Raw genomic sequence first — 13171 nt, 5'->3', positions numbered from 1 at the left:
TAAATTAATGCAACATATGTTGCGTTGGATTTATTAAAGCGCACCGAGCATGATTAAAAAACCTGCGTATTAATACTTTAGTATTAGTTGCAATACTTAGACTAAAGGGTCAGGTTATTTCATTACAACCAATAACTCTTTATCGGCTATTCTTTTACTGCTGCTCTTTCGGCCATGCGCGATTTTAATTTATCAATACAATCTTGATCTTCGCCACAACGCTTCTCAATTAACATCTGCTGTTTAGCATTGTCACGATCTCCTTTTTCAGCCCCACCTTTTTCAGCCATTCGAGATTTCATCTTGGCAATACAGTCTTGGTCATCACCACAACGCTTCTCAATTAACATCTGCTGTTTAGCACTGTCACGATCTCCTTTTTCAACCCCACCTTTTTCAGCCATTCGAGCTTTCATCTTGGCAATACAGTCTTGGTCATCACCACAGCGCTTTTCAATCAACATCTGCTGTTTAGCACTGTCCTTATCTCCTCCTTTTGCTCCTTGTTTTTCAGCCATTCGAGACTTCATCTTGGCAATACAGTCTTGATCATCACCACAACGGTCTTCAATTCTCTGTTGCATTAGATTTTGAACTTCAGCTTTTTTAGCTTCCACTTTCTCAGACTGAGCGAGAGTAAAAGTTGAAAACAAAACTGACACCGTGGCGATTGTTACTAGCATAAAAGGTTTAATGGGCATAAAGCCTCCGTTTTTTCTATTTAGAAGATTGGTTAACTTTTACATGGCAAGATTAATGCCAGCAAAAACTATATCGGCAACAATTCAAAATTGTTGTATTTTTGAAGTGCAAAACAATCCAAACTTCTATAACAATGAGCTTAAATTAAGGACTACTGATTTGATGCCCCTTATATTCAAACACAAATTTTATGCTTGCTCTTCTCTTGTAAAAACCAAATCATTACCTTTACTTTTTTGTTCTGAAAATTCATAGCCAGCACTATCAAATTCTTTTAACTGATTAACATCTGTTAAACGATTTTCAATAATATATCTAGCCATCATTCCTCTGGCTTTTTTAGCAAAGAAGCTAATCACTTTATACTGACCGTTTTTACAGTCTTGAAAAACAGGTGTATAAACCTCTGCATTTAAGACCTTTGGTTGAACCGCTTTAAAATATTCATTAGAAGCTAGATTGACCAAGACATTGTCACCTTGTGCATCAAGGGCTTCATTCAATTTATTACTAATTCTGTCCCCCCAAAACTGATATAAGTTTTTATGTTCTCCGGTATCTAACTTAGTGCCCATTTCTAACCTATATGCTTGCATTAAATCTAGGGGCTTTAAGAGCCCATATAAACCAGATAATATGCGTAAATGGTGCTGCCCATATTTTAAATCGTCTTCAGTCAACGTCTTTGCATCAAGACCTGCATACACATCACCATTAAAGGCAAGTAACGCCTGCTTAGCATTGTCGGTAGTAAAAGGTAACTGCCAACTGGCATAGCGGTCGGCATTTAAGCCTGCTAATTTGTCACTAATTTTCATTAGCGAACTTATTTTAGCTGGGCTCAATTTACGACAATGCTTAATCAAAAATTCTGAATAATCTAACATTTCAGGTTGTGAAAACGTTTCAGTAGAAGCAGGGCTTGTATAGTCAAGATTTTTGGCGGGAGATATAACCACTAACATTAAAAAGAGATCCTGTAAAAAGTAGCATTAAATAAAGGTAAGTTAGATATATGTGGGGCTGCTATAGAAAAACAAGATGGGTTTAATACATCTGTAGATATAGGATGTTAAAATAGGCCGTGTCCGTAGCTGGACTCATAGATTTAACGCAAAACGTCGCTATTTAGTAACAATTTACTTTTTTTCACTTTTAAGGCGGCCTTTTACTAGCATCGGCTTTTTAACAGTTATATGCTTTATTTTAAGGGCTATTAATAGATTTGGTAAACATTAAGCATAAGATAGTTAGCTTACTTCTTTGAGTTCACTACCAAGCTATAGCACATTAGCATCAAGCATAAACTAAGCGTCACCCAATACAGAGGATACTATGTCTAACCAATTAGAAGCTTTACGAGAAATCACGACTGTTGTAGCAGATACAGGCGATATCGAGGCAATCAAAAAGTACCAACCAGTAGATGCCACTACTAACCCTTCATTATTACTGAAAGCGGCAGAAATGCCTCAATACAAATCTCACCTAGAGAATGCTGTAGCATGGGCAAAAGAGCAATCATCAGATCCAGAACAGCAAATTATTGATGCTGGCGATAAGCTTTCAGTTACCATAGGTACAGATATAGTCAATATTGTACCTGGTCGTATTTCTACTGAAGTAGACGCTCGTTTATCTTTCGACACTGCAGCCAGTATTGAAAAAGCTCATAAATTAGTGGCTCTTTACAAAGAAGCTGGCATTGATAAAAGTCGTATACTCATCAAATTAGCCTCTACTTGGGAAGGCATCAAAGCAGCTGAAGTATTAGAAAAAGAAGGCATTAACTGTAACCTTACTTTGTTATTCGGTTTTGCTCAGGCTCAAGCATGTGCAGAAGCTGGCGCCTACTTAATTTCTCCTTTTGTTGGTCGTATTCTAGATTGGTATAAAAAGAGCACAGGTAAAACAGATTACGCCTCAGAAGAAGATCCAGGTGTAGTATCTGTTACTAAAATCTACAATTACTACAAAGAGCACGGCTACAAGACTGTCGTTATGGGCGCAAGCTTCCGTAACACGGGTGAAATCACCGAGTTAGCTGGTTGTGACCGTTTAACTATTGGACCTGCTTTATTAGAAGAGTTATCTCAATCAGATGCACCTCTTCCAGTTAAACTAACAGACACAGGTGCAACAAAAACACCTGGAGCGCCTTTAACTGAAGCGCAGTTCCGCTGGGAAATGAATCAAGACGCAATGGCAACTGAGAAAGTATCAGAAGGCATTCGTAACTTTGCCATCGACCAAGTAAAACTAGAAACACTTTTAAAAAGCTACTTGTAAGTTAAATTAGCTTATTAACAAAGCGTCGTTCTGCGGCGCTTTTTTGTCATTACAATTTTATCAGCCCTACACCCGAGGTCTCCTATGACAGCATTGACTGAATCTCAAGCTTGGCAAAACCTACAGAGCCTAGCAGAACAAATAAAAACACAACACATGCGAGATTGGTTTGCAGCCGATCCTAAAAGAGCTGAAAAGTACACTGAGTCTGCCTGTGGTATCGAATTAGATTTTTCTAAAAATTTAGTCACTGACGAAGTACTCAGTGCACTACAAGCGTTAGCTACAGAGTGTCAAGTTTCAGAAAAGCGCGACGCCATGTTTGCGGGTGACATCATTAACCACACCGAAAAACGTGCAGTATTGCACACAGCCCTTCGTAACTTTTCTGGCAAGCCTGTAATGGTAGATGGCGAAGATGTCATGCCAGAAGTATTAGCCTGCCAACAAAAAATTCAAGATTTTGTGGCAAGTGTTCACAGCGGTGAGCGCAAAGGTTACACAGGAAAGCCTCTTAAACAGATAGTTGCGATTGGCATAGGTGGTTCATTCTTAGGTCCTAAAATAATGTCTGAAGCACTTAAACCTTATTGGTTTGAGGGCGTAAAAGTGCATTATGTAGCAAACGTAGATGGCTGCCATATTCAAGACGTATTAGCCACAGTTGACCATGAAGAAACCTTAGTAGTGATGTCCTCTAAGTCTTTCACCACTCAAGAAACGCTGCAAAATACCCTTACTGCTAAAGCATGGTTTTTAGAAGCTGGCGGTACACAGCAAGATATAGCCAAACATTTCATTGCCGTATCTTCAAACATCAAAGCCGCCACCGAATTTGGTATGGCTGAAGATAATATATTTCCAATGTGGGACTGGGTAGGCGGTCGTTATTCACTTTGGTCAGCGATAGGCTTACCTATTGCATTGACTATAGGCTATGACAACTATCGTGAACTACTGCAAGGTGCCTTTGACATGGATGAGCACTTTAAGTCGGCACCAGCAGAACAAAACCTACCTTTATTACTAGGGCTTTTAGGTGTTTGGTACGTCAATTTCTTTGGCGCTCAAAGTCATGTACTACTTCCCTACTACCACTATTTACGTGGTTTCCCAGCTTATGTTCAACAACTAGACATGGAAAGTAACGGTAAACGTATTGCCGGTGCAGAAACAGCAACTGACTATGAAACGGGTCCAATTATCTGGGGAAGTGAAGGTACTAACGGCCAACATTCATTCCACCAGCTTATTCACCAAGGCACTGTATTAGTTCCAGCTGACTTTATGTTACCTCTGAACGTTCCCAATCAAGATGCGACTCATCATGCTATGTTAGCTTCTAATTGCTTCGGTCAAACTCAAGCCCTAATGCAAGGTAAAACATTTGACGAGTGCAAAGCTGATTTAGCGTCAAAAGGACTAGATGATTCAGAGTTAAATTCACTGGCGACGCATAAAACCATGCCTGGAAACAAACCAAGCAATACCATGTTGTTTGATAAGGTGGATCCTAAAACATTAGGGGCGCTAGTGGTCATGTACGAACACAAAGTATTTGTACAAGGTGCAATATGGGGCGTGAACTCATTTGACCAATGGGGTGTTGAGCTAGGAAAAGAACTAGGTAATCAAGTGTTAGATAAACTCGTTAATACTGACGCGCCGCTAAGCTTTGATGCTTCAACTAACCAGCTAATAGCTAAGTTTAGAGCAGCAAATAGCTAGCATTAACTAGGTTAGATAAAAACTAAAAAGGCGGATTACTTTGGTAACCCGCCTTTTTAATTAAAATTAAGTTCTACAAAAAAGTCCTAAAATGGATTTTGGCTATACCCTTTAGCATTTAAAATCGCGTGCGCGGTCATTGCTGATAGCGCCATATTTACCCCTTCAATCATATCTGTGTTATCCATTTGATGAAAAGCTGCAGACTGGCCACACTGCACAAACTGAACCTTATTAGCCAATAACGTATTAATTAGTTCTGCGTTGGGGTTCTCTTTACCGTATTTAGCTTGGTAGGACTTTGTATTGCGCATTTCATTTGTCGCACCACCATGAACAACAACTACAAGATCAATGTTCTTTGCAGGTATCCCATTTGCAACATGCATGTTGTAAAAGCGAGCCACACTATCAAAGCCACGATTAACGCCACCATCTTTGCCTGCTTTAGCAACATCGAAAACCACCTTTAACTTAGTGTCTTTGGCAATTTTCATATCCTGCTTTACCGCAGCATGTTTACCATAGCCAAATATTATGGGCCCATCAGCAAACTCTGCAGCTGAGCTTTGTAAACTTGTAAAAGCGAATAGACCAATAATCAAAGCTCTTGCCAAAATATACATTTTTAAACTCCTGTAACGCTGACCGTTAAAATGTACCAGGTGAATATGCCATCCAAGCCCCATTCACCTAGCCTCATTTCATATTTTAAGCAGGACTCGTACCTAATCTAAAAAGCTATGTAATATTAGCTTCAAAAAGGCTTGTCGCCCTCTAGAGTTACTCGGTAGCCTGATCTAGTTTCAGGAAAGTAATCCCACACAGCAAAATGTTGGGTACAGCGGTTATCCCAAATCGCAATAGAGTGAGGCTGCCATTCAAAGCGCACTTGAAAATTAGGATCTTTAGCAAGTTCAAATAGCATTTTCAAAATCCCATCACTTTCGGTTTTAGAGACGCCTAAAATTCTGGTGGTATAAGAACGATTAACAAAGATACCTTTACGCCCCGTTACCGGGTGAGTTCTTACCACAGGGTGTGTACTACAAGGGTAAGCGGTACCATAGTCACCATAAATACTGTGGTACACAGGGTTTGCATCATGCTCTGCCTCTAGTCCCGATAAGTACTCTTGTAATGCCGGTGACAAAGCATCATATGCAGCATACATAGATGAAAATAAAGTATCGCCACCTATATCTGGGACAGTATGTAAATATAGCATTGACCCCATTGGCGGCTCAGGGTTACAACTTAAATCAGAGTGCCAATTGTCTCCTGCTACATATTTAGAGTTTTTATCTGCATGAATAGCCACTATGTCTTTGTGGCCCTCTATACTTGGAGCACCAGGGTGGACTATCAAGTTACTAAATATTTTACCAACTTCTTTATGTTGCTCATGGCTTATTGGTTGATCCCGAAGAAAAATAACCTGGTGTTCCATTAGTGCTTGTTTAAGATCGGCTTTTTGCTCTGCTGATAACGGCTTAGTTAAGTCCAAATTGCCGATTGTCGCGCCTATATTTTTTGTCATGGGTTTGACTGTTATGTTACTCATATCTACACCTTGGAATTAAAAAATTATTAGATAAAATTACATGCCGTATTGGTAGGTTTCATAATCCGTCACCTTACTTGCTCTCATAACTTCTAATGCCTTTGAATACTCTTTTAAAATAGCAAGAGAGTGCTGCAAACGGTTTCGAATATAGAGATCATCTTTACCCTCTGGTTCATTGAAATCATTGAGGCAAGTTTTAACATTACGCACTATGATGTGGTCAGGGATCCAACAAATACGATTATTTTTAAAACTACTTATACGTAGTTCAGTTACAGGTTGATACCCCCCAACAGTAGAAGAAACGGCCACTATTAACCCTGGCTTATTTCCCATCTCCGCCACACTACTATATAAAAATAAATTTTTAAGGCTACTTGGAACCATGCCATGCCAATCTGGAGTAATCACTACAAAGCCAGCGCAAGCCTGTAACTCCTTTGCAATAGGTGCCCATTGAGTTTGTAGTGGACCATTTTTTTCATACCAGAAACTATCATCGAAATTTGGCAAAGATTCGACACTCAGGTCAACTAAGTAGGTACTCACACCCTCAAGATTCAGGCTTGTTTCAATATATTTACCGACCTTACTTGTTTGTGATTTAGCTCGTTGGCTGCCACAAATAATACCAATTTTCATTCCTACCCCACCTACAATCATTATCAGAAATACAATGTATCTCTCATTGGTAAATGCTTCTTGTTCTTTTACGCACTAAAAGTTGAGTTATTAACAAATAATTTTCAGCCCTAAATTGAAAGCAAGTTTGATGTGTGACTGTGCAAATCTGCACAAAGTTAGCGCATTAACCTAGAAATTCTGCTTCAAAAAAACCTAAAGATATCGTGTTACTTCAAATTGTGAGACGGATATGTCCAAGATGCAACTAAGCCAAATTTTTATAATACCCATAGTTTAATCAGTCATGTAAATAATCAATACAGCTTTGGCCTTTATGAGCTAAGTCGTTGAATATGCGAAATAATGGGAATTAAAAAAATGATAAAAAAAGTATTCACAGAAGATTTTTTCACCAGCATGGCAAGCTCCATTAGTAATATATCACAAGCCGAAAGCCTTCCTCCAGAATGTTACACCGATCCTTCTTTCTTTGAGTTTGAAAAAGAAGCTCTATTTAACCACGAGTGGCTATGTGTAGGACGAGAGTCTCTATTACCCAATATTGGTGATTACTTTACCGTTACCCATATAAACGAGCCGCTCATTATATGTAGAGACAAGTCTAAAGAAATTAAAGCTATGTCCGCTGTGTGCCAGCATAGAGGTATGTTAGTCGCTGAGGGACACGGTAACGCTAAAATGTTCTTATGCCCCTATCACAATTGGTGTTACCAACTAGATGGCAAACTTACTGGTGCTCCAGCAATGAACAAGACCTGTGAATTCAAACGTGAAGAACACCCTTTACCACAACTAAAGGTAGAAATATGGGAAGGCTTTATTTTCGTCAACTTTGACTTAAACGCTGCGCCATTAGCTCCAAGACTTCCAGAAGTGAGTAAATATTTAGCAAACTACGAATTAGAAAAAGCAGAAGGGCCTCGTCCAGACGCTCCTGAAAGTTATAACTGGAATTGGAAAGTCATGATGGAAAACAATAATGACGGCTACCATGCAACTAAGTTGCATAAGGGCCCACTACATGACTTTATTCCAAGTGAAAAGTCCGAGTTTCCAACTATGTCCGATAACGAGGCAGGTTACGTAAGATTAAATGGCACAGACCATGCTGACGCCGCTTTCAATCCGTTACAAAAAGCCATACTCCCCATTTTTCCTAACTTGACAGACGAAGACCGTAATCGCGCCGTATTTGCAAACCTCCCCCCTACCCTTTCTTTGGTTATCACTGCAGATATGATCATTTACTTAATTTTGCATGCAGAATCAGCAGATAGCCACAGCATGACTATTGGCTACTTAGTCGCGCCAGGCGCGATGAAAACTCCGCTTTTTCAAGATAAAATAGATTTTAATATGAAAGCAGCAATGGAAATCACAGAGCAAGACCTACATGTAGACAGGTTGGTACAAGTCGGACTTAATTCTCGTTTCGCCCCCCGTGGTCGCTACTCTTGGCAAGAAGAAGCGCAACTGTTACTGAATCAATGGCTAGTTGAGCGATACCAAAGCACATGGCAAGAAGCAAAACAAAGTATCCCTGTAAAGCAGCAAGGCTAAGCTAGAAGATGTTATTAGTCATCGTTCTCAAATAGACAATAAAGATATTCACTAAGGTCACAATTATGCAAGAAAGCCCCACTACTGAAATGGCAGCGGTAATGCCTGCTATCTTTTTTGGACATGGCAGCCCAGGCAATGTACTAGAAAGTAATCAAGCAACCAAAATGTGGGCACGGCTTGGTGCTGAGTTCCCCACACCTAAAGGTATTATATGTGTATCAGCCCACTGGTACACCCAAGGCGTAGGCGTTACAGCATCGAAAAATCCAAAAACCATACATGACTTCGGTGGTTTTCCACCAGCCATGTACGAGATGCAATACCCTGCACCAGGTAGCCCTGAGTTAGCACAAAAAGTTGTATCTATATTAAGTGAAGAAGGGGCGGTTCTAGATGACAGTTGGGGGTTTGACCATGGCGCATGGTGTGTTCTAAAAAAAGTCTACCCAAAAGCCGATGTCCCTTTGGTACAACTTTCTATTCATAGTGGCCAGCCCCCTAGCTTTCACTTTAAATTAGGTGAAAAGCTAGCAAAACTAAGGCAAGAAGGTTATCTGATTATAGGAAGTGGCAATATAGTCCACAATCTATCAGTAATGGACTGGGGCGGCAGAAACAGCAGCTTTGACTGGGCCACACGATTTGGTAATTATATTCGAGAGGCGATAGTAAATGACCAACCAGAATCAGTTATAAAATATCCGACATTTGGACCTGAGGCTAATCAATCCGTTCCCCACCCTGACCATTTTTTACCTTTACTATATGTGCTAGGCGCCCGCTTAGAGCAAGATAGTGTGCGCTTTGAAAGTAACTACGTTGAGTATGGCTCATTAGATATGACCACTGTAGTGCTTAGTTAAATTCTATCAAAAAAGGGAATAGACACAATTAAGCTGGCGTACTCAGTCAAGAATTAACGGCATTGAGAGATTAGCCTAAACATAATGAGCTTAATCAAATAATAAAAATGGGAGCATTGATTTATGTCATTACTAAAAACAGATGATTTAACCAATAAAGATAGACATCACGCAGGGGCAATGCATACCTTAAAGGCAACAGTTGAAAACTGTCATTGGGGATATTTTTCAGCAACCGAAAGTCCTGCCGTGATTATAGAAAGTGGCGATATTATTCAAGCCGAAGCCATAACCCATCATGCCGGTGATGCTCCTGAACTGATGATGGATGAAAGTATCAAAGCTGTATGGGATGGTATCCCCGAAGCCGATAGAAATCCTGGCGTACATTTAATGACAGGCCCTATTTTTGTGAAAGATGCCCAACCAGGAGACATGCTAGAAGTTAGATACCTATCTATGCGCCCCAGGTTTTCATATGGCTCAAATTTAGCCGCCAATTGGGGCCATTTATACAAAGAGTTCGGCGAAAAAGAAAGGGTGACAATTTATCGTTTAGACATGGCGAGTATGCAAGCCCATGGACATTATGCTTATGATTTTAAGGGTAAATACGAAGTTCCTGGTACCATAACTAAGTGTCCAGAGTGTGAGCGCGAAAAAACACTCAACGGCGTTAGAGTACCGGTTAGACCACACCTTGGAACCGCAGGTGTTGCACCAGACGTGTCAGGCCGTGTTAGCACCATACCACCGGGTAAACATGGCGGTAATATCGACAACTGGCGCATCGGAGCGGGGTCTACCATGTATTACCCTGTACAGGTAGAGGGCGGTTTATTTTCCATTGGCGACCCCCACGTATCTCAAGGTGATGGCGAAATCAGCGGTACCGCTATTGAGGCTTCTCTTGACGTGACCATGCAAATCATTTTACGTAAAGATTTTGTGTTCCCATCTCCTTTGTTAGAAACCCCTAATTACTTTGTGGTACATGGCTTTGATGAAGATCTTAATGTAGCCATGAAAAACGCGTCTGTGGACATGCTAGAACTTTTAGCAGAGCACAGAGGGATGAGTAAAGATGATGCATATTCATTAATGAGTATCAGTAGCGATTTTGGCGTAACTCAGGTGGTAGATAGTGTTCAAGGTGTACATGCAAAAATCCCTAGAAGCATTGTCGATACTGGTGAGCCAGACTCAGAGTAACCCGAGTAAATTACCTACCTGACTGTTTTCGAAGCTGTTAAATCATTCTATGATTTAACAGCTTTTTCAAATAATCATTCTCTATATTTCACTTGTACTGGTATATAAATTGCAATTTCGACTTAGTGGGCAGCTATTTTAGTTGCGCCAAGTTAAATTGAATCCTTAATGATTAAGAAGTTTAAGGAGGGAGAGCATATGCAAAATCGTAGCTGGAGTTATTCTACAGATTCCCATTCTAAAATGAACCGTTTAGACAGTTGGCAAGCAGCATTAGGGAAATTGGGGCTATTTAGTGAATACCCCGGAAGTTTAGAAGATTTTTATGCTGACATGCATTGTATGTCTACCCCAAAAGGAATCGAATTTACCCGCATAAGATCCGGAGCTCAAAATATAATCGCAAAAAAAGAAAACAACAATGATGGGGTATGGGTCGCATTTCCTTTAGAAGGCCGTATGACAATTCAAGAAGGCGACCGCTCTTTTGAAGTTATACCGGGAGATTTAGTATTTGGGGCTATGGGCTCTAAAACATCCCTTACTTTACATTCAGATTTTCGACAACTGTTTGTCACCATACCAAACATTGCTTTTAACGCTAGACTTATCGCACCTTTACCTACCCATATGTTGCATTTACCAGGGCACTCTGGGCCAGCACAAACTTTAGTCGCCATGTTAGTCTCACTAGCTAATAACCTTGAAACTATTACCGAAGACCAGCTTAGGCCCATTGAGTTGGCTATTCCTGAATTTTTAATCGCAGCGCTATTTCCTGAGGCAGATACTCGCACCTTAGGCGGTGCGGCTGGCGTAAAAGCCGCCATGCTACATCGTATTTGCCAAGGCATAGAGGTAAGGCTGTCAAACCCAGATTTGAATTTAAATGAAGTGGCTAGAGAACATAAAATATCCCCCAGATATTTGCAGAAATTGTTTGAGTCTGTGGATCAAAGCTTTAGCCGCTATATTCGTAATAGGCGATTAGAGCGTTGCAAAGATGACTTAGATAGCCCAGTTCATGCACAGCTTTCAATATCAGAGATATGTTTTCGTTGGGGGTTTAATGATTCAGCTTATTTCAGCCGCTCTTTTAAAGATTACACCAAGATGTCTCCTAGGGAATACCGTAAACGCTCCAAACTAAAGGCCGCGAAATTAGAGGAGCTACATCAAACTAGAGGTCGCCCAGCCACTGCAACCAGTGTGTCATTAGATGAGTCAGAGCTACGCAATAAACTGGATACTTCTGCAAGCTTATCTTCTTCACAAGCTCTAACATCAGCACAACAACAAGCCTCAAACGTACATCATTATATCCCAGTAAACAAAGATACCATCCACTGGGGATATTTTGATAAAGACTTGCCACCAGTGTTAACCATGAACTCCCATGAAAAAGTCACCATAGAAACCCTCACCCATCATGCATACGATGATTACGCCAGAATGATCAAAGATGATCCAGGTGCCGAAAGTGTTTTTAAATGGACTAAAGACCAAAAAAACGTTGACCGCAGAGGAGCAGGGCCCGCTGATGCTTCAGTTTATGGGCGAGGTTCAGGAGAAGGGTTTGGTGTACATGTATGTACAGGGCCTATTTATGTGAACGATGCAATGCCGGGGGATATCATTGAATTAAGAATTCTCGATATTCAAACCCGTCATAATAACAGCGAGCAGTTTAAAGGTAGAAGTTTTGGTTCAAATGCCGCCACATTTTGGGGCTTTCATTATAACGATCTCCTCACTGAGCCCAAACCCAGAGAAGTGGTGACTATTTATGAAATCGATGAGTCTGAAAAGCCATTTTGTGCCCACGCTGTATACAATTATCGTTGGGTACCCCAAACTGATCCCTTTGGTGTTACCCATGACAGAATTGACTACCCAGGTGTACCGGTTGATCATAGTAAAACTCAAAAAAACTTTGACATATTACAGAATGTAGAAATTCCCTTGCGCCCCCACTTTGGCACCATAGGGCTCGCACCAAACCACAGTGGTCTAGTTGACTCAGTGCCCCCTTCAAATCAAGGGGGTAATCTAGATAATTGGCGTCTTGCAAAAGATTCAAAAGTATTTCTTCCCGTTGCCGTTGCTGGCGGTTTATTATCAGTGGGTGACCCCCACGCTAGCCAAGGAGACTCAGAGCTTTGCGGAACAGCCATAGAGTGTTCTTTGACAGGGGTATTTCAAGTCATTTTGCACAAACAGGAAAATATCGCTGGCCGCCATTTTGATGTTGATTTTCCTTTGATAGAGACGGACACTGAATGGGTGATTTTAGGGTTTAGTCATCCTAACTACCTCAAAGAGTTGGGTGATAATGCACAAAGTGATATTTACAGCCAGTCGACTATCGATTTAGCCATGCGAGACGCATTTCGAAAAGCACGTAGATTCTTGATGAATTCACAAAACTTAAGTGAAGATGAAGCTATTTCGCTTCTATCAGTAGCCGTTGATTTTGGTGTAACCCAAGTCGTTGATGGTAACTGGGGTGTACATGCAGTAATACCAAAAACCATTTTCACAAACTTGAAAGAAAATGAAGGTTTTTCCGAAAGCGTAGCCCCTTCATCCTAAAAGAAAGTAT

At 40.6% G+C, this 13171-nt stretch carries 11 protein-coding genes; 6 read left to right on the top strand and 5 right to left on the bottom strand.

What is annotated here, in order from left to right; genetic code table 11:
• Positions 1-146: 146 nt before the first annotated feature.
• The gene (locus tag EOK74_RS20260; RefSeq protein WP_133471941.1) at positions 147-701 is read right to left on the bottom strand and encodes a hypothetical protein; all 555 of its coding nucleotides are present in this window, start codon (positions 699-701) and stop codon (positions 147-149) included.
• A gap of 189 nt (positions 702-890) precedes the next feature.
• A complete protein-coding gene (yaaA, locus tag EOK74_RS20255) occupies positions 891-1667 on the bottom strand; it encodes a peroxide stress protein YaaA (RefSeq protein ID WP_133471940.1) in 777 nt (258 codons plus the stop codon).
• Between the two features lie 370 nt (positions 1668-2037).
• Here yaaA and tal point away from each other — a divergent pair, with 370 nt between their 5' ends.
• Positions 2038-2991: a transaldolase gene (gene tal, locus EOK74_RS20250; RefSeq protein WP_133471939.1), complete on the top strand. Its 954-nt coding sequence runs from the start codon at positions 2038-2040 to the stop codon at positions 2989-2991.
• Positions 2992-3075: 84 nt separating this feature from the next.
• Positions 3076-4719, top strand: a complete 1644-nt coding sequence (pgi, locus tag EOK74_RS20245) for a glucose-6-phosphate isomerase (RefSeq protein WP_133471938.1) — start codon at positions 3076-3078, stop codon at positions 4717-4719.
• Between the two features lie 86 nt (positions 4720-4805).
• Here the strand turns inward: pgi and EOK74_RS20240 are convergent, their stop codons facing one another.
• The 3 genes from EOK74_RS20240 to EOK74_RS20230 all read right to left on the bottom strand — a co-directional run bounded on the left by EOK74_RS20240 (position 4806) and on the right by EOK74_RS20230 (position 6928).
• Positions 4806-5345 (bottom strand): DsrE family protein, encoded by a 540-nt coding sequence (locus EOK74_RS20240; protein WP_133471937.1) that lies wholly within the window; start codon positions 5343-5345, stop codon positions 4806-4808.
• A 131-nt stretch (positions 5346-5476) separates the two neighbouring features.
• On the bottom strand, positions 5477-6283 hold the full coding sequence (locus EOK74_RS20235; RefSeq protein WP_133471936.1) for a TauD/TfdA dioxygenase family protein: 807 nt from the start codon (positions 6281-6283) through the stop codon (positions 5477-5479).
• Positions 6284-6319: 36 nt separating this feature from the next.
• A complete protein-coding gene (locus tag EOK74_RS20230) occupies positions 6320-6928 on the bottom strand; it encodes an NAD(P)H-dependent oxidoreductase (protein ID WP_166638810.1) in 609 nt (202 codons plus the stop codon).
• A gap of 360 nt (positions 6929-7288) precedes the next feature.
• On the opposite strand from EOK74_RS20230, the gene EOK74_RS20225 reads away from it, so the two are divergent.
• The 4 genes from EOK74_RS20225 to EOK74_RS20210 all read left to right on the top strand — a co-directional run bounded on the left by EOK74_RS20225 (position 7289) and on the right by EOK74_RS20210 (position 13161).
• The gene (locus tag EOK74_RS20225; RefSeq protein WP_133471934.1) at positions 7289-8491 is read left to right on the top strand and encodes an aromatic ring-hydroxylating oxygenase subunit alpha; all 1203 of its coding nucleotides are present in this window, start codon (positions 7289-7291) and stop codon (positions 8489-8491) included.
• Positions 8492-8556: 65 nt separating this feature from the next.
• On the top strand, positions 8557-9357 hold the full coding sequence (gene ygiD, locus EOK74_RS20220) for a 4,5-DOPA-extradiol-dioxygenase (RefSeq protein WP_205964772.1): 801 nt from the start codon (positions 8557-8559) through the stop codon (positions 9355-9357).
• 123 nt (positions 9358-9480) lie between these two features.
• Entirely contained in the window at positions 9481-10569 is a 1089-nt protein-coding gene (locus EOK74_RS20215) for an acetamidase/formamidase family protein (RefSeq protein WP_205964765.1), read from the top strand.
• A gap of 198 nt (positions 10570-10767) precedes the next feature.
• A complete protein-coding gene (locus EOK74_RS20210; protein ID WP_133471933.1) occupies positions 10768-13161 on the top strand; it encodes an acetamidase/formamidase family protein in 2394 nt (797 codons plus the stop codon).
• Positions 13162-13171 lie beyond the last annotated feature (10 nt).

The sequence above is a fragment of the Paraglaciecola marina genome (assembly GCF_004360155.1).
Classification (GTDB): Bacteria; Pseudomonadota; Gammaproteobacteria; order Enterobacterales; family Alteromonadaceae; genus Paraglaciecola; species Paraglaciecola marina.
Note: the sequence above shows the minus strand (reverse complement) of the source record. Positions and strands in the feature narration are given on the sequence as shown.

Bases quoted from the DNA above. Each gene is read 5' to 3' on its own strand.
- EOK74_RS20235 (WP_133471936.1), bottom strand. From the start codon at position 6,283: ATGAGTAACATAACAGTCAAACCCATGACAAAAAATATAGGCGCGACA.
- EOK74_RS20210 (WP_133471933.1), top strand. From the start codon at position 10,768: ATGCAAAATCGTAGCTGGAGTTATTCTACAGATTCCCATTCTAAAATG.
- yaaA (WP_133471940.1), bottom strand. From the start codon at position 1,667: ATGTTAGTGGTTATATCTCCCGCCAAAAATCTTGACTATACAAGCCCT.
- EOK74_RS20225 (WP_133471934.1), top strand. From the start codon at position 7,289: ATGATAAAAAAAGTATTCACAGAAGATTTTTTCACCAGCATGGCAAGC.
- pgi (WP_133471938.1), top strand. From the start codon at position 3,076: ATGACAGCATTGACTGAATCTCAAGCTTGGCAAAACCTACAGAGCCTA.
- EOK74_RS20260 (WP_133471941.1), bottom strand. From the start codon at position 701: ATGCCCATTAAACCTTTTATGCTAGTAACAATCGCCACGGTGTCAGTT.
- tal (WP_133471939.1), top strand. From the start codon at position 2,038: ATGTCTAACCAATTAGAAGCTTTACGAGAAATCACGACTGTTGTAGCA.
- ygiD (WP_205964772.1), top strand. From the start codon at position 8,557: ATGCAAGAAAGCCCCACTACTGAAATGGCAGCGGTAATGCCTGCTATC.
- EOK74_RS20240 (WP_133471937.1), bottom strand. From the start codon at position 5,345: ATGTATATTTTGGCAAGAGCTTTGATTATTGGTCTATTCGCTTTTACA.
- EOK74_RS20215 (WP_205964765.1), top strand. From the start codon at position 9,481: ATGTCATTACTAAAAACAGATGATTTAACCAATAAAGATAGACATCAC.
- EOK74_RS20230 (WP_166638810.1), bottom strand. From the start codon at position 6,928: ATGAAAATTGGTATTATTTGTGGCAGCCAACGAGCTAAATCACAAACA.